This window comes from Rosistilla oblonga, assembly GCF_007751715.1.
GTDB lineage: Bacteria > Planctomycetota > Planctomycetia > Pirellulales > Pirellulaceae > Rosistilla > Rosistilla oblonga.
In genome coordinates, this window is the sequence record NZ_CP036292.1 from 4533294 (window position 1) to 4551710 (window position 18417).

Consider the following 18417-nt stretch of genomic DNA (forward strand, 5'->3'; position numbering starts at 1 on the left):
GCAGCACCAAGAGATCGTGGATAGCCCAAGGTTAGACGCCGTTAAAGCCGACGAACTTCTCTTGGTCGGGGCACCACAGTTTCAGCCGCAGGCAGGCGGCGATGTCGCCGGGACGTAGCGTCGTGACGCCGGGAGTTTGCAATTCAGGCAGAGCGGCCATCGCTTCGGGCAAGCGGTAAAACGGGATCCGCGCGTTCAAATGGTGAACGTGATGGTAACCGATGTTCCCGGTGAACCAGTTCATCAACGGGTTCATCGGAATGAAGCTGGACGATTGGAGTGCCGCATCGACGTGGCTCCACTCGCTGCTGGGGTGCATCTTCGCCGACGGGTAATTGTGTTGTGCGTAAAACAGGTACGCCCCTAAGCCAGACGCGACAAACAGCGGCACGATCAGCCCCAACATCATGATGTCGACACCGAACATCAACAGCCCGATCGCCAAGGCGATGTGCAACAAAATCGAAACGCCCCCATCGAAGTGCTCACGCGGGTTGGAGATGAACGCCTGCAAACACATCCGCCAGATGAAGACGGTGAAGTATCCCAGCACGATGGTCAGCGGATGGCGCGAAGCGGCGTAAGAAAACTTCTCCGAAGCCATCGCGTTGGCGTAGGCGTGAGTCGTCATGATCGGATACGAACCGACGTTGGCACCAAAGGTCTGCGAGTTCTTGCGATGATGAACGTCGTGAGAATGCTTCCAAACGCTTGTCGGCGCCAGCACCAACATGCCGTAGGTCGCCATGATCCAACGCGCCAAAACCGACTTGGCAAGGATCGCACTGTGCTGAAAATCGTGGTAGATGATAAACAAACGGACGGTGACCAAACCGACGGCAATGCTTGCCGGGATCCGCAGCCACAGCGAGAGATCGCTGACCGAGACGCCGATCAACGCAAAACAAACAGCAAGTGTCGACCACAGATGCCACCAACTGAGCAGACGGTGCTCACTGGCAAATTCCTTGCTAGCGATAAGCAGCTGCTTGGGAGACCGCGGCTCCCCACGTTGGTCGGTCGGTTTGTCAAAGGTCATTCAGCTGCTTGCCGTCGTTTCAGAAAAGTAGATACACCGAATCGAACGGAGCAATGAAGGGGCCTGCTGTAAGTCCCATTCGCCATGCGGCTCGCAGGTATTCGTTTCTGCATCCCGCAGATGCCGGAATATACCCCTTTCCCACCATGAGTCACAGGGCATTTAACCGAGAAGCGGTTTTCCAAGACGGCGTTTGCAAGTTTTCAGCGTAGCAGAAGACGTCATAATTTTTGATCCCCAGGCATCGCCCTCGATACTTCTGACGAGCTCCGGTACTGGTCGATCTGACGTCGGAGACTGCGTTACGCCTGCTTTACGATCCGCCAACAGCGATGGATTCGCCGGTTTCGGTATTCTGGGGGGACTGTTTGCGCCGAGATTTCGCGGATCTCAGTCGCATCGATCGCTTCGGGATCGAACTTCAGTCGCCGGAAGTTGCTGCTGAAATAGATTACGCCGCCGGGATTCATCAGCGGCAGGACTGCGTTTAAAAGATCGACATACCCGTGCTGGACCTCCCAAACGTCGTCGGTTCGCTTGCTGTTGGAGAAGGTCGGTGGATCGACAACCGCCAGGTCGTAGGTCGGTTTGCGAGCGTGATTCGCCAGGAATTCGATCGCGCTGTCGCGGTGATACTTATGCTCCAGACCATTAAAACCGTTGAGCGCCATGTTCCGCCGGGCCCAATCCAAATAAGTGTTCGACCAATCGACGGTCGTCGTTCGCGACGCTCCCCCGGCGGCGGCGTAGACCGAAAACGAACCGGTGTAGGCAAACAGATTCAGCATCGATTTCCCCTCCGCCTCGGCACGGACCATCCCCCGCGTCAGCCGGTGGTCCAAAAACAGACCGGTATCGACGTAATCCGACAGGTTGACGACAAACCGCAGCCCCGCTTCGACGACTTCGGTCTCGTATTGTTCGCTGGCAACGTGTTCGTGCTGGCTCGATCCCGACTGCCGCGACCGCCGCTTCAAGAATGTCTGCCCCTTGGGAATCTCCAACGTGTCGCTAGCCGTTTGGGCCATCAGATCCAACCAGTTGGCATGCTGAGCCGGATCGCGATCGTGCGGCCGTTCGTATTCATTTATATGTAGATGATCGCCGTAGCGGTCGACGACCAAAGGAATCTCGGGAATATCCCGCTCGTACAGCCGAAAACAAGTCACTCCCTGGCGGGTCGGCAGCCGCCGCAAGTGCCTTGCTCGCTTGGTCAACCGCGTGCGGAACAGTGCAGCCTGCTCGTGCGCCTTGGCGTCGAGATGTCCAAACGCCGGGGCAAGGTCCGGTTTCGGTTTTGCCGCGGCGGCTGGCGGAGCCTTACTGACCGGCGTTACTTCGCCCGACTCCGCTGGCGTTTCGCTGCCGTCCAAGTTTTCATCCGCTTCGCTTTCTGCGACTCGGTCGCGCGGCTCCCCTTCGTTTCTCGGTCGTTTCGGTCCATGAAACTGATAATAGGTACATTCGGTCCGCGCGTTGTAGAGCTTCCGCCGCCGATCGGCCTTGCGGCCAACGATCTGCTCAAACCGCGGGTGAGGCGTTAGCACGTAGTGAGACCAGGTGGTCAGCCGCCGCAGCACCAAGGGGATCGAACGGTAGAGTGCATCCTGTTCGGGATTGCGACGGCCACTCATCTCGTAGGGCGTGTGCGTGATCACGCAACCATATTGTTTGGGGCTGGAGAGCGAATCAAACGACTTGGTCTGGAAATGGACCGAACCCTCGACATCGGCGAGGTGTGCGTTTTCGCGAGCCGCCGCCAAAGCGCGACCATCGACATCGGTACCGATGATCCGCCCCTCGAGTTCGGGCAACCGCAGCTGCAACGCCTCGTCGGTCGCCCGTTCCCATAACGCTTGCGAAAGCGTGGGCCATTGTTGAGCGGAGAAACTGCGGCCCAGCCCCGGAGCCATCCGGCGACCGATCATCGCGGCTTCGATCACGATCGTGCCGCTGCCGCAAAATGGATCGACCATCGGCCGGTCGCGGTTCCAGAAACTCAACATCACCAACGCAGCGGCGAGCGTTTCTTTGATCTGAACCAAACCGGGACGCTCGCAATAATGGCGTTTATGCAATCCCGGCCCCGTCGTATCGAGGGTCAGCGTCATCTGATCCTTAATCAACGACGCTTCCAACTTGTATTGGGCTCCCGATTCGTCCAACAATTCGGTTCCATATTCGCGCTGCATCCCCAGCACGGCGGCCTTTTTTACTGTCCTTTGGATCGCCGGAACGCTTTCCAGTTGGGAATTGTGCGACTTCCCAGAAACCGGGAAACAGGCGTCCTTGGGCAGCCATTGGCTCCAGGGGAGATCGCGGGTCTGATCGAACAGCGCGTCGAAATCGCCGGCTTCAAAGGTGGCCAAACGGACCAACACTCGATCGGCAGCTCGCAGCCACAGATTGGTCCGGCAGATCGCCTCGGGAGGGCCAGTGAACAGGATTCGCCCGGGCGTGATGACTTTGCCGACATACCCCAGATCGGCCAGTTCGCGGCGGACGACGGCTTCGAGTCCGAAAGCACAGGTGGCGATTAAATCGAGGGAATCAGGCATCGACGCAGTGGCTTCGCGAGAGGTTGGAAGAGCATCGACAGGTCGTCGACGCGGGTAATCGTTCACGATATCGCACGATGGCAAGATCGCGAAGGGATGGGGACCGGCAGCCAGAACGACGCCGATCGGTGAGGGCATAAAAAAACCCCAGGGCATCCGAAGACACCCTGGGGCACACTTTCATCTTGCAAGATGCGTGGAGGTCTTAAATTCAGCCACCGCAGCTGCTGCAGCCGCTCGAAGCGACTGGTGCAGCCGAACCGCAGCTGCTGCATCCGCTAGGAGCAGCCGAGCCACAGCTTGGAGCTGGAACTTGGACTTGAACTTCGCGTTGAACCTGAACAGGAACGCAAACGGTGTAAGTTTCTGGCACTTGCTCAGTAACTTGACGGTTTACGGTGTAGGTAACTTCGCGAGTCTTGGTTTGAGGAACGCTTACGGTGTAAGCGACTTCACGGGTTTGAGTTTCGCAACGAGTCTTGTTGATCGTGCGAGTGCGTTGTTCAGTGGTGTAGTTGGTGACTTGAACTTCGCGGGTGCGAGTTTCAGGAACACACTTTGCAACCTGAACGGTGCGGGTGCGAGTTTCAACGCGGCACTTGGTTACAGGAACGCTCTTGGTGCGAGTCTCTTGACGGCACAGTTGAACGGTGTAGTCCTGGGTGCGAGTTTCCGACTTGTACTTGGTTACAGGTACGGTCTTAGTGCGAGTCTCTTGACGGCACAGTTGAACGGTGTAGTCCTGAGTACGAGTTTCTTGACGGCACTTGGTGACTTTGCTCGTGCGTTGACGAGTTTCAGTGCGGCACTTCTGAACCTTAACCATACGGGTCTTGGTTTCAGTTGTGTACTTGGTTACTGGCACTTCACGAGTCTTGGTCTCGGTGGTGCAAGTTTGAACCGTGTAGGTGTAAGGAACTTCTTCACGTTGAGTCGTGTAGGTAGTTACAGGAACTTGTTCGCAAACAACGTTAGGAACCCAGACCTTCTTCATGACGGTGCGAGTTGCACATCCGCCACAAGCGTTTCCGCAAGATCCGCATCCGCCGCAAGCGCTGCCACAGCTGCTACCGCACGATCCGCCGCAAGCAACTTCTTGAGCAACACATTGGTAGCTGCCCATGTCTTTGCTGACGCTCTTGTAAGTGGTCACAGGAACTCGCTTGCAAACGGTGCGTGTTGCAGTGCGGGTTTCGGTTTGTGGCACTTGAACGGTGTAGGTTTGGGTAACCATTTCGGTTACAGGAACCTGAACGGTGTAGGTTTGTTCAACTTCTTCGGTGTAAGGAACTTGAACGGTGTAGTCGGTGACAACGTCTTCGGTGTAAGGGACGTTGACGGTGTAAGTGCGTTGACGTGTCTCGGTGTAAGGCACGTTAACGGTGTAAGTTTGTTCAACTTCTTCGGTGTAAGGAACTTGAACTTGGTAGGTGCGTTGACGTGTCTCGGTGTAAGGCACGTTAACGGTGTAAGTTTGTTCAACGTTCTCGGTGTAAGGAACTTGAACCTGGTACGATTGCTCAACCGCTTCCAGCTTACGAACCATAACGGTGTACGATTGAGTTTCAGTCGAAACGACTGGAACGCGTACGGTGTAGGTTTGCTCTTCGGTGTAAGGAACGGCAACCTGGTACGACTCGGTACGAGTGCGTTGCTCAGGAACCATTACGGTGTAGGTTTCTGTGCGGGTCTTAGTTTCAGGAACGCAGCGAACAACGTTACGCATACGAGTGCGGGTTTCTTGTTGCATGACGGTCGAAGTGACCATGCGAGTTTCGGTAACCATTTGTGGGGCACAACCGCCACAAGAAGCCGATCCACCGCAGCTGCTGCCGCAAGAAGATGCTGCTTCGCAACCACAAGTGCTAGCCGAACCACACGACGAGCAGCTCGATTCAACACACGACTTCTTACATCCAAGAAGTCCGCAACCAGCTTGAGCTTGTGTCGCAAACGTCAGCGTAGCGACAAGGCCTAGGGCCGCAACCAAAGTCTTAACATTCATGTAGGTTAACCTCCACATGTCCAAAAAAAGTGTTTTCGCCCTCAGGCAAACCATGTTCGATGCATCCTGCCAGGCTTGACTAAGTTGCCCCAGCAGTGCGTTCCGAAGAATCTACACTGAGGTAGGGGGAAGTCAACATGCGAGGGGAGGGAAACCAAGAGAATGTCGAAATTCAAGAAAAAGCCAAAGCAAGCGTAAAAACCATTTTTTTCCGCACGAATATTTATTTTTTTAAGACCTATTTAATATGTTCGTTAATTCCTGCTTGCCAAACGGGGTAGACGAAGCCGAACTGTCAACCTATGCTAGGTATCGCTTAGCGATGCACAAGGGTGCCCAAACCGCTCGCTCCAGATCGCCACGACGCGCGCCGCAGACCGGAACGTCGCCGATCTACCTCGCCAGACTGCGGCGTCTTGCCGCCCGATAAGAACCACCTAACATCGGTTGGCACTCCATAGAGCCCGCCCGGAATCTAAGTGTCCCACAAAAACCCGCCCCCCAACCGGCTTCTTTTTGCGATCGGAGAACTTCGGCGGTAACGCGGCCGATCGCCCCCTAAGAACTGGCTGGCGATTCACCGCCGCGACGACGGCTCGCCGCCGATCGCTTCCGTCACAGCGTGGTTGACTGTTCTATCTGGTTTTTGCGGCTCAATCGAAACGTCGACTACCATTGCCAAGTTCGGAATTACTGTCCTATATTAAAAATGGCGGAAGGGAATTGGGTCACATCAAATTGTCCTTAGCGGCGGGAGATGACTGGTTGACCAAAACATCGCGAATTATACGAATTGGCGGAGACAAAAGTTCTCCGTTGACTGACTTCTCTAGCGATCAGGTAGAGATCGTGCCGGTTGCCTCTGCGACCGAAGCGCTTGCGGTGCTTAGCAAGGAGGACTACGACGGCGTCTACATCCCCCTGACGTCGCTGGACGCGCGGGATGAATTGATCCAACTGCAACATGGCGGAGCGATGTTGCGCGATATGCCCGACGGCATCGCGATGCTGACCGAAAACCAAGAAATATTGTGGGCCAATCGCCGGCTGCACGAATGGTCGGGAAAAGATTCGCTCGTTGGCACGCCGTTTTACGAGGCCCTCGACAATCCAGAGATCATGGGCCCCGACTTCTGCCCCTTCCACACCGCCCTGGCGACAGGGTCTCCGATCAACACGACGTTGCACACCGCTAGCAACAACTATTACCAAGTCCACGCGGCGCCGCTCCGCGGCTCGGGAAACGGTCGCAATCTGATCGCGACGGTAAGCGATGTCACCGAAGAGATCCTGCAACAGCAAAAGCTAGCAGCGATCCATAGCGCCGGCCGCGAACTCGCCGACATCCGCCCCGATGAAATCTTCCTGATGGATATCAGCCAGCGGATCGATCTGCTGAAACAGAACATCCATCACTACCTGCACGACCTGCTGAACTTCGATGTCGTCGAGGTTCGGCTGCTGGAACAATCGACGGGCGAACTGCAACCGTTGTTCAGCGTCGGAATCGATCAAGCCGCCGCCGATCGCAAACTGCAGGCTGCTCCCAATGGCAACGGCGTCACCGGTTACGTCGCCGCGACCGCTGAGAGCTATCTCTGCGAAGACGTATCGGTCGACCCTTTGTACATCCAAGGCGTCGAAGGAGCCCGCAGTTCGCTGACCGCTCCGCTGATGCTGCACGACCAAGTCCTCGGCACGATCAACATCGAGAGCCCCGAGGTCCGCGCCTTCTCCGAAAGCGACGTGCAATTTTTGGAGATCTTTGCTCGCGATGTCGCTCAAGCCCTCAACACCCTCGAACTGTTGATGGCTCAAAAAGCGAACACCGCTCAACAGAGCTGCGAAGCGATTCACAGCGCCGTCGCCCTGCCGGTCGACCAAATCCTCAACGATGCTGTCAACGTGCTGGAGCAATATATCGGGCACGAATCGGACCTCGCCGAACGCGTGCGACGGATCTTGAAAAACGCGCGCGATATTAAGCAGACGATCCAACAGATCGGCGAACGCTTGACGCCGGTCGAAGCCGTCCCCGCGTCGGCGAAGAAGCCGCAATATCCGAACCTGATGGACAAGCGGATCCTGGTTGTCGATGCCGACACGCAAGTACTAGACGACGCCCACACGCTGTTGGAACGCTACGGATGTGTTGTCGAAACCGCACAGCGCGGCGACGAAGCGGTCCGCATGGTCCGCTGCAGCCAAGGTGCTGCCAGTTACGACGCGATCATCAGCGACATCCGCCTGCCCGATTATTCGGGATACCAATTGATGCTGCGTTTAAAGAATCAAATGGACTATGTCCCGATGATCTTGATGACAGGCTTTGGCTATGATCCGGGGCACTCGATCGTCAAAGCGCGGCAGGATGGACTGCACCCCAAAGCGATCCTTTTCAAACCGTTTCGCTTGGACCAATTGATCGATGTCCTCGAAACGATTCTCCTAGCCGCGGCGGCTTAACCTTCTTAGGTGTGATCGATGTCCCTGCCGGCTGATTTTGACGTCCGCGAACGCGTGCGCGAAGCTAACGATATCGTCGATGTCGTTGGTAGTTCGCTAGAGCTGCGCCGACAGGGGAGTAGTTTTGTCGCTCGCTGTCCCTGGCACGACGACAAAAAGCCCAGTCTGTCGGTCAATCCGGTTCGCCAGTCGTGGAAGTGTTGGCCCTGCGATATCGGCGGTGATGTCTTCAGCTTCGTGATGCGCCGCGATGGCGTCAGCTTTCCCGAAGCGCTGAAAATCCTTGCCGACCGCGCCGGGATCGAGATCCAACGCGGTGGCGCTCCGGTCGAAAAGGGATCGGTCGACGACAAAGCGACGCTGCTGTCGGCGATGAAATGGGCCGAGGAGCGGTTCTTCAACTACCTGGAAAAATCGCCCGCCGCCGCTGTCGTCCGCGACTACCTGCAAGAGCGTGGCATCGACGAAGAGAATCGCGTTCGCTTTCGCATTGGCTTTGCGCCCGACCAGTGGGACTGGTTGTTAGGCGCCGCACTGGACGCAGGTTTCAGCCCGCAGATTTTGCAAGCTGTCGGCCTCGCTCTGGCTCGCAATTCCGGCAGCGGTCACTACGACTTCTTCCGCGGACGGTTGATGTTCCCGATCTACGATCTGCAGGACCGCCCGATCGCTTTTGGTGGCCGCCACGTCCCGATGATCGGCGATCAATCGGGAGGCAAATACATCAACACTTCGGAGACCAAACTGTTCTCCAAAAGTCAGCATCTTTACGCGCTGAACATGGCCCGCCAACCGATGCAGCGGCAGCGGCAAGCCCTTGTCATGGAAGGCTACACCGATGTGATCGCCGCTCGCCAACACGGCATCGAAACGGCGGTCGCCTGCTTGGGCGTTGCGGTCGGCGAGAGCCACGTTCGGCTACTGAAGCGATTTGTCGACCAGATCGTGTTGGTCCTCGATGGCGATGCCGCCGGGCAACGCCGCGCCGATGAAGTGGTTGAATTGTTTGTCGCCGCCGACGTCGACATGCGCGTCATGACGCTGCCCAAAGGCCAGGATCCTGCCGACTATTTGAACGAACATGGCGCCGACGCGTTTAAGGCGTTGGTCGCTCAGGCTCCCGATGCGATCGATCATAAACTGAGCCGCGCCACCGACGGGGTCGACCTCGTCCGCGATACGCACGCCGCCTCGGCTGCGCTCGATTCGATGCTTCGCCTGGTCGCCAAATCGCCTCAGAACGGCAACACGCTGCGGACCGAACAAACGGTGATGCGATTATCGCGGACCTTCGGTTTGCCCGCCGACACGCTGCAGCGACGGATCGAAGAACACCGCAGCGATCCACGGCAAAACCGCGCCTTCAAACGCCAACCCGAACCCGCGGCGCCGCCACCTCCCGTGCGACGCCAGCCGATCACTGGGATCGATCGCGAACTGTTTGAACTGATGATCGAGAAGGCGGATCTTGTCCCGCAGGCGCTCGAATCGATCGAGCCGCGGTGGTTGGCGACCGACACCGCGCGAGCCCTTATGACGGTCTACGAGGACCTGGAACTGGGCGGCCACGAACTCGATTTCCAGAACGTATTGTTGGCCGTCGAAGACGCTCACCTGAAAGGCGTGTTGGTCAATTTCCAGCAGTCGGTCGACGACAAAGCGGCGACCGTCAACGCACCTGCGGAAGAGCGGATGCAAGCGGTGATCGATCGCTTTCGCGGCACCGAACTCGCTCAGCAGCGACAACAGACGCTGTTGGATCTCGAATCGAGCCGGCTGGATGACGACGAAGAGATGGAGCTGTTGAAGCAGTTGTTCGCTCAAGAGCGAACGCGGCAGGGTCTGCTGACGCCACCGCCGCCAGAAGAATAAACCGGCGGCACGATTCCGTACCGCCGCAGCGGGCTGCATCATCCGCAGCCCCGCATTCATTTAATGCCGCGATTAAAAGTGATCGAGGATCGCAACCGGCGTTTCCGAATCGATCTTTACGGCAAACGGTTCGCTGATCGCATCGCGGCGGACCGCTAGCGTGACGCGATGTTTCCCCTTGCCGAGCTTCAATTCCGCAGCGTTCCAGGTCGGCGTCGGTTTCCCATCGACCCACATCTTCAGCGCGTCGGTCTTGGGCAGCGCGATCCGAATCGGTTTGTCGTCAAACGATTCGAAGTCGAACCGGATAAACGAGGTTGGCGGCGCGGTGTGATGCTGCTTGAACTTCGGCAACTCTGCCACCGGCACGCGGCCGTCGACTTGAGTCGTCGTGTTTTCCCAAACCAGCACCGGGTTGTCGGTAGCGACCGAATCGACGCTGGTGCGGTTGAGCAGATGGTTCGCCTCGGGCGAATAGACGAGCTTCTGCCATGAACGGACGATCGGCTCGGTCTTTATCGTGTAGGCCGGGGTCCGTCCTAGTTCGGAAAGGAAGCTGACCAAATGAACCAGTTCGTCGCGAGTCAGCGAATCGACAAGTCCGGCGGCCATCAACGAACGCCCTTCGCCGACCTGATCGATCGTATCTTGAGGGATCGTCTTTTTGCTGCCGTCGGCCAAGCGAACCGTCAGCGATTCATCGGTCTCCGATTCGCGAATCCCCTGCACGATCGTTCCGTCTTCGACGACGACGACAACCGAATGGAAGTTCTCTTTGACCTTAGCGTTCGGGTCGATCAGCGATTCGATCAGATAATCGATCTGGGCGCTGCCGCCCAAGCTGACAAAGTTGGGACCAACGCGTCCACCAGCCGGTCCGATCGCGTGACAAGCGATGCACTGCAGTTCGCTGCGTCGGAAGATCGCTTCTCCCTTAGCAGGATCGCCCGATTCGTGGACCGCGGCGGTCAACTGCTGGGTAAGCTCTGCGGACATCTTCCAACTGGCATCATCCAGTTTGCCCGCTTCGCGAATCGCATCCTCCAACGTCGGATGGTTCCCCGCGGCGCGGACCTCGTGGATCGCCGCACGCGCCGCATCGCTAGGCAGTTTCACGCCGGCGAGCGTTTGCAGCAATCGCCCAGGTCCGCCCTTGCGACGCAGCGTCCCGCGGATCGCTTGCTCACCCCAAGGCGCTTGATCGCGCGACGCCATCAATTCCCAAGCCTCTCGTGCCGCTAGGTTGGGGCGAGGTCCAACGAGCGCTTCGATCGCAGCGATCCGCCACGCGGGATCGGCCTGGCCATCGTTTGCGATCGCGGTCAGCTTCTTCAACGAAGCCTCCGATGCCAATTGCCCCAAGGTCGCCAGAGCGACTGCGGGCAACGAGTCGCTTGCCTGAGCACGCTGAATCGCCGCCAACACGATCGGCTGCAATTCGGCAGCTTTCCACAACCCGATCGCCTTGAGCAACGCTTGCTCGCCCGGCGAATCGGATTCGAGAGAGGCGTTTTCCGCGAAGGCTTTTAGCAACGCTGGCCCCTGCGATGGCATTACGTTCCGCGTTTCCTTCTGTCGCACGACGGCAGCGATCAGCGCCGCGCGGTCGGCATCGGAGAACTTCCGCTGGGGATCCAAGATGATCTGCAGAAGATCGTTTAGCGATGCGGCGTCAGCAGCGCTCGCCAACGCGTTCAACAGCGCCGTCGACCGGGCCGCGTCGATCCCGCCGTTGCGAATCGCCGCGACGATCGGCGCGACCACCGCTGGCGTAGCCGCAGCGCGAATCGCAAACTCCAGCCGCTCTGGTTTCTGTTGCGTGTCGAAGCTTCCCGCCGCGATCGCTTCGATCCACTGCGACTGCGATTTCCGCAGAGCGCTCCAGAGTGCAAAGTCGATGTTTTCATCGAGCGGTTGATCGAGCGCCGACAGTGCGATCGCTGCGGCTTCGGCCGTTCCGATCTCGCCCAACGCACCAACTGCTTCCAGCCGAACTTGCGGATTTGGATCGGCGACAGCTTTCTTTAGCCATGAGAGCGCGTCGGGCAGCTCCTCGCGACGCAAGCCGATGTAACGGACCGCAGCGGCGCGGAAGTGCTCGTTGTCGCAACCGGCAAGCGTCTGCAAAAGCTCCGCGTCGGGGCGATCGAGGCATTCGCGAACCCACATCGCTTCGAACTGGCGATTCAGTCGAACCGCGTCGTCACTCGCCTCGCCCAGCCACTGGGCCAGCGATTCGAGCACTTGGTCGGAGTTGCGCGTCTTGAGCTCCTGACGCGCGAATTGCCGCAGCCACAACGCAGGGCTTTCCAACAGACTGATCAGCGCTGGATCGGAGAGCTCGCCGGTCGGCGTGGGCTTCATCAGCGGCGAGTTCTTGAACGTCAGACGCCAGATCCGCCCGTGGCCGCGATCGCGGCGGTCGTCGCGGAAATCGACTTCGCCGTGCTGGATGATCGGGTTGTACCAATCGGCGATGTAGATCGCGCCGTCGGGGCCCATCCGCGCGTCGATCGGACGAAACGCGACGTGTTGGCTGACGATCAACTCCGGCTGCTGTCGCGAATTGTAACCGCTCCCCTGCGGGCGAACGGTGAACCGGCAGACGCGATGGCCGCGGAAGTCGTTGGTAACCAGATCGCCGTGCCAGTCGGCTGGGATATGCGTCCCCGAAAGGACTTCCAAACCGCAGTGCTTGGGGCTGCCGGGGTTAAGCCCGTGCAAGTGCCGCACCGCGCCGGGGCTGGTCATAAACACAGCTCCCGGAAAGACGTAGTTGATCCCTTCGACGCCAGCGCCGTCGGTGGCGAACGATTGCCCATAGGCGTCAAACACATGCCCCCACGGATTGACCAAGCCTTTGCACATCACCTCCAACGACTGCGTCTCGGGGCGATATCGCCAGATCCCACCGCCGTTGAGATGCCGAGTGCCGTAAGGCGTTTCGACATGGCTGTGGATGTAGATCGATTGGTTCATGTAGAGGCAACCGTCGGGGCCCCACCGCAGCGTGTGCAGCAGATGGTGCGTGTCCTCGGTGCCAAACCCGCTCAAGACGACTCGCCGCTGATCCGCTCGCCCATCCCCATCGGTATCGCTCAGATGAATCAGTTCGGTGCTGTTGGCCACATAGACTCCACCATCACCGGGCAGGACCCCGGTTGGGATCAACAGATCGTCGGCGAAGACCTGGCTTTGATCGGCGACGCCATCGCCCGTCGTGTCTTGCAGAACGATGATCTTGTCGGTCGCCGGGGCCCCCGGTTCGATCTGCGGATAGACTTCGCTGCTGGCGACCCACAGCCGGCCATCGCTGTCGAAGTTCATCTGGATCGGCTTCTTGATCATCGGGTCCGACGCAAACAGATTGATCTCGATCTGAGGATCCAACTGCATCGCCGCCATCTCCGCTTGCGGGTCCGGCTTCGGAATGTCGGTAAGTTCGCGTTGTGCCCATACGCTTGGCGCAGAAAACCCAGCCAGCAGGAAGGGAAGAAGAATGCGAGAATTGCGGATCACGGAGAGCTTTCCTGTCAACAGAGGTGGAAGGTTGGGGTTGGGGGGATTGGGAGAAAGCCAATTATAAGTCAATTCGAGATTGTGTGTTACGATAGGCCCCGCTGTTTGACCCAGGATGGTTGGGCGCTTAGCATTAGAACAGACCAAAGGATTCTTATCTTAAAATTTCAGGAAGCGATTTCAGGCTGGAAACCCCTCATGAAACAACATCCCCGCGCAATCACGTTGGCCAGCGACTCAACCCTCAAAACGACCATCGGATTACGGGTCTTCTTGATCATGTGTTGCGTTGCGGCGATGTCGGTAGCGGCTTGGGGACAGGGACCCGCTTTCGATCCCCTGGCACCTGGCAACCGCAGACCGATGCCGACTCCGCAGCAGCCCAATACGCCGCCGGCACGTCCGGCTCAAGCCGCCCCAACGGGCCGCCCTGTCGCGTCGGTTCCGCCCAAGACAACCCGCCCGAACACTTCGAATAAACGGAAGAAGATCCCCGAGGAACTGAAGCCGCGGTTAGAAAAGATCACGACCAAAGATGGTGTCCAACTGCAGATCGGTTATTTCCCTTCGGACAAAGGAAAAAAAGCACCTACCGTGCTGCTGGTCCACGAGTGGTCGGGGCAAACCAGTCCTTACGTTCCGTTGGCATTTAAACTGCAAGCCGAAGGGTGTGCCGTGGCGCTGCTGGATATCCGCGGCCACGGTCGCAGCCGCGTGATGGGCCCCGATGGGAAACCTATCGAAGTCGACCGCGCCACGAAACGAGATCTCGAAGCGGTTGTCGCGCTGGATATGGAAGCTGCCAAGAAGTTCCTTCGCACCGAAAACGACGCGGAGAAACTGAACCTCAACGCGTTGGCAGTGATCGGGATCGAAGAGGGATCGCTGCTGGCACTCAACTGGGCGATGATGGATTGGAATTGGCCATCGATCGGAACCAAAAAGCAGGGTCAAGACGTCAAGGCGTTGGTGCTGGTTTCGCCGATCAAATCGGTCAACGGCGTCAGCGGCGACATGGCCACTCGCCATCCTGCGATCAGCCGCCTGCCGGTGATGATCGTCTCGGGCAGTTCGATCAGCGAAAACTCCGAAGCGAACCGCTTATCGAAGCTGTTCGAGCGAGCTCGCGTGACCGGCAAATACAACAACGCTCAGCCGTTGCCCGTCAAAGCGATGCGAGTGCGAGCGAATCTGTCGGGCGTCGACTTGATCCTGCGTGGTCCGGGAGTCGTCGATGGGATCGCCAGCTTCGTCAAAGAAAACCTTGTCGACAACATGGACGTCCTGCCTTGGGTTCAACGCAACGACGACTGATCGTCGCCGCCGGACCTACCAACCGCGGCCAGCACGGCCGCGAGAGAAAACAGAGCGGATCGATCTGCTGACATCGATCCCGCCACCGCCGAACCGGATCACCAATCGGCTGGTTCAGCCGTCTTGCCTGGTCGCACGACATCGGTCGCCAATCCGACGATTTCCATCATCCGGATCACCGACCAAGCCATGTCGTATTCCCACCAGCGATGTCCGTGCATCGCAGCCCGAGGGCTGGCGTGGTGGTTGTTGTGCCAGCCTTCTCCGTGGGTCAACATCGCGATCAACCAGTGGTTACGGCTGTCGTCGCGCGTCTCGTAATTGCGGTATCCGATCACGTGGGTCAGCGAATTGACAGCCCATGTGCCGTGCAGAACGATCACAACTCGAACCATCACGCCCCAGAAGAACCAGCTAAGGCCCAACTGAACCGCACCGGCGAGCGTTCCGGTCATGAAGTACCCAACCGCCGAACCGATCAGATAATACAGCAGAGCATGGGTGGCGAAGATCCCAAACCATCGCCATCGCGCTTCCAGCTTCAAGTAGAACGGGTCCCGCAACAGATCGCGGACGTAGCGTTCGAAGTGGCTGGTCGTGTCGTGGTCGCGGTTTCGGTAGAGCACCCAACCGACGTGCGACCACCAAAAACCGGCTTTCGGCGTGTGCGGATCGGGCTGATGATCGCTGTGCTGATGGTGCATGCGGTGGATCGCAACCCAACGGGCGGGACTGTCCTGCAGGTTGCAGATTCCTAAGACTGCTAGGCTGTGTTCCAGCCACAGCGGGCACTTAAAGCCGCGGTGCGTTAGCAGACGGTGGTAGCAGACGTTGATCCCAATCATGCCGTAGAAAAAGTGGCCGGCGATCGCGAGCACAAGTCCCGACCACGAGAACAGGTATCCGGCCATCGGCGGGATCGCAACCATCAACGCGGCGACGTGAACCAGCCCGATCACCAACGCGTACGAAACCTGCAACTGTGGTGGTTTGGCGGTTTCGGGAATATCGACGCGCGGCGGGCGCCCGGACGCATTCGCCGCGGAGGGATTCGAATCGTCGGATTCCTGATCGGGGGCTTCGATCGCTTCGGTAGACATGATTAGGTCAGGTATTTTAGGGATTAAAGAGGCCTGGTTCGGCCCGCTGCGGTGTAACGCGAGCTTCTGTTGGGCCGGTTCAGTTGGCATCCTAATACGATCCGGGATCTACGGGTATGCCGAAAATGAAAACGCAAACACGCCAAACTCCCGACTTTGCCAACCCTCACATTTTCACAAGGCAACCTCCCCGCGGCAACCCAATCTGACAAATTGCCTCATTGGAATCTGGCAAACAACAAAAAAGGGGGAGTGCGACGCGTGGTCGCACTCCCCTGCTGATTCATCATTCGTCTGGCATCCCGCCGCGGCGACTATCGCACGATCGCGTCGGACGACGGTTCGGCAGCGATCTGAATCGTCGCCTCTTGAACTGGCGGAGCGACGATTGCATCGGCGACAGGTTCCTCATCGACGCTCAACACACTGCGTCCCGCATCGACCGGAGTGCACTCCGAAACCGGGCCCGGTTCGACGTTCGATGCCGCGGTTTCGACAGCCGATGGTTGGCTGGGTGCTTCGGCAACGACGACGGGTTGAGCCAAGCTGGCCAAGGCTTCGCTCGCCTGGATCAAAACCTCAGCGATCCGTGCTCCCAGCTGACTTGGGTTGACCGCCCACTGCAGTTCGGGCTCCGATCCCGCCAAGAACGATAGCTGCCAATGCAACTCGTCGAGCATGCATTGGTTGGGGACATCGTTTTGAGCGACAACCGGATCGACCGCGTCCGCAGCGTCGTCAGCGGCTTCCGCTTCTGCTGCCGCGATATCTTGGATCACCGCGTCGATCGCTGCGTCTTCGCTGGCAAGTTCTTCCGACGCCGGCAGCGGGCCGACCAGCTCGTAATCCGCGATCTCGTCGCTCGACTGCTCTACGCTCGCCACGTCGGCAGCCTGCACATCATCGGCAGCGGCAGCGGCATCGTCATCGGCGACCTCGTCGATCGAATCAGCGGCCACGTCGAAGCCGTAGTATTCGTCGTAATAATCGTAGTCGTAGTAGAAGCCGTATTCGTGGTCGGCGTCGACAGCTACTTCATCGACAGCTACTTCATCGACAGCTACTTCATCGACTGCAACTTCATCGACTGCAACTTCATCGACTGCAACTTCATCGACTGCAACTTCATCGACTGCAACTTCGTGGTCGCCGAAGTAGGTGTAGTCGTGGTTGTATCCGTCGTCGATATTTTCCGCGGAGGCAAGATCGTCGTTGACGACGTCGTCGTAGACAACATCGTCGAGGTCGACGGCTTGAGCGAGCATTTCGTCGGCGATCGATTCATCACCCTCGGCATCGATGTCGCTGGCGAATTCAGCGAATTCCGAGTCATCGGCTTCGGTTTCCGAGAAGAACTCCGCGTCGCTCGCTGCGAGATCTGCGGCGGCATCGGCGAGATCGTTGTTGATCGCGGCGACATCGTTTGCCAAAGCTTCAGCATCTTGAGCTTCGGCCGCCATGATCGCTTCGACTTCGATTTCGTCGAGCACTTCAGCCAGCAGGGCTTCGGCTTCTTCGACCGCGGGATCGATTGCTGCGGGCTGGATAACTTCCGCTTCCGCGATCTCAAGCGATTCGGCGGGCTCATCCGAATCGGCTTCGTTCAGATCGTCGCTTACGGCAATTTCCGCCGCCGGTGGCTGTGGCATTCCGAGCTCTTCGGCTTGTTGCGATACCTCGTCGGCATCGGTTGCGGCCGCGTCGTCAGTGCTCGGGACGATGGCGTCTTCACTTGGGTCGTTGTCGGATTCCGCATGATCCCAACCCTCGAGTGCAAACAGGTCATCATCGTTGTAGTCAGCCACCGGCTGGTCATCGGCCCCGTCGAAGACTTCAACATCCGATTCGCCAGCACGTACTTCTTCAACCGCGTCGATGGTCGCGACGTCGGGGTGCGAATCAATGGAGTCGTCGTCAGGGGCTTGAACCGCAGCGATCTCAGCTGCGGCTTCATTATCCTGGGGCGCTGTCGCGGCAACGTCGCTTGGCAGCTCGACGAAGTTCTTGGCGACGCGGGCTTCCGCAGGATAGATCTCGACCAAAACGATATCGGTCGAAGGAAGGTCGTACGGTTGGTATTCTTCGTTGAGAGACAAAGAAGTTTCAAATTCTTCGTTCGGAATATCACGAGACGCCTCGGCTTGCTCGGCGTCGCTAGAACCATCTGCTATTTCGGTCGTTTCGATCAACAGCACCGAATCGACATCGACAGCTTCGCTTGCGACCTCAGCGTCGGCCGATGTGATCGAAGGAGCATCGACCAGTTCCAATTCGGGTGCAGCGTCTGCAGCAACTTCGCTCTCGACGGCTTCTGGCAATTCGGCGACGCGAGCGATCGGTTGCTCAACATCGGCCTGCGGATCGACGATTCGCGGCCCCGCGGTGTCATGCGTTCCAGCCTGCGGACAGATCTGGTTGTTCCAGCGAACGATCGCCAACGGCGTGCTACTTTCGATAGCTACGGGAGCCAGAGCGATGGGGCCCAGGAATGATTGAGCCGAGGCACGCGAGACGCCGTAGATGGTGGCGATTGTACAAAGGAAC

9 protein-coding genes are annotated in these 18417 nt (G+C 58.3%); 4 read left to right on the forward strand and 5 right to left on the reverse strand.

The features are described 5' to 3' along the window. Positions 1–31 precede the first annotated feature (31 nt). The 3 genes from CA51_RS16000 to CA51_RS16010 all read right to left on the reverse strand — a co-directional run bounded on the left by CA51_RS16000 (position 32) and on the right by CA51_RS16010 (position 5602). Entirely contained in the window at positions 32–1039 is a 1008-nt protein-coding gene (locus CA51_RS16000; protein WP_145122251.1) for a fatty acid desaturase family protein, read from the reverse strand. 302 nt (positions 1040–1341) lie between these two features. After that, positions 1342–3735 carry a bifunctional 23S rRNA (guanine(2069)-N(7))-methyltransferase RlmK/23S rRNA (guanine(2445)-N(2))-methyltransferase RlmL gene (gene rlmKL / locus CA51_RS16005; protein ID WP_231745729.1) on the reverse strand — a complete coding sequence of 798 codons (2394 nt, stop codon included), beginning with the start codon at positions 3733–3735 and terminating at the stop codon, positions 1342–1344. Positions 3736–3808: 73 nt separating this feature from the next. Next, the gene (locus tag CA51_RS16010; protein ID WP_145122252.1) at positions 3809–5602 is read right to left on the reverse strand and encodes a hypothetical protein; all 1794 of its coding nucleotides are present in this window, start codon (positions 5600–5602) and stop codon (positions 3809–3811) included. Positions 5603–6418: 816 nt separating this feature from the next. Here CA51_RS16010 and CA51_RS16015 point away from each other — a divergent pair. Further along, positions 6419–8068 carry a hybrid sensor histidine kinase/response regulator gene (locus CA51_RS16015; RefSeq protein WP_231745731.1) on the forward strand — a complete coding sequence of 550 codons (1650 nt, stop codon included), beginning with the start codon at positions 6419–6421 and terminating at the stop codon, positions 8066–8068. A gap of 18 nt (positions 8069–8086) precedes the next feature. Further along, the gene (gene dnaG, locus CA51_RS16020; RefSeq protein ID WP_145122253.1) at positions 8087–9940 is read left to right on the forward strand and encodes a DNA primase; all 1854 of its coding nucleotides are present in this window, start codon (positions 8087–8089) and stop codon (positions 9938–9940) included. 72 nt (positions 9941–10012) lie between these two features. Here dnaG and CA51_RS16025 read toward each other — a convergent pair whose 3' ends face one another. Further along, on the reverse strand, positions 10013–13459 hold the full coding sequence (locus CA51_RS16025; RefSeq protein ID WP_145122254.1) for a PVC-type heme-binding CxxCH protein: 3447 nt from the start codon (positions 13457–13459) through the stop codon (positions 10013–10015). Positions 13460–13657: 198 nt separating this feature from the next. Here CA51_RS16025 and CA51_RS16030 point away from each other — a divergent pair, with 198 nt between their 5' ends. After that, positions 13658–14773 (forward strand): alpha/beta hydrolase, encoded by a 1116-nt coding sequence (locus CA51_RS16030; protein WP_145122255.1) that lies wholly within the window; start codon positions 13658–13660, stop codon positions 14771–14773. Between the two features lie 98 nt (positions 14774–14871). Here the strand turns inward: CA51_RS16030 and CA51_RS16035 are convergent, their stop codons facing one another. Next, a complete protein-coding gene (locus tag CA51_RS16035; RefSeq protein WP_197451226.1) occupies positions 14872–15873 on the reverse strand; it encodes an acyl-CoA desaturase in 1002 nt (333 codons plus the stop codon). A gap of 662 nt (positions 15874–16535) precedes the next feature. On the opposite strand from CA51_RS16035, the gene CA51_RS26520 reads away from it, so the two are divergent. After that, positions 16536–18365, forward strand: coding sequence for a pentapeptide repeat-containing protein (locus tag CA51_RS26520; RefSeq protein WP_145124199.1), 1830 nt, complete (start codon positions 16536–16538; stop codon positions 18363–18365). Positions 18366–18417: the final 52 nt, after the last annotated feature.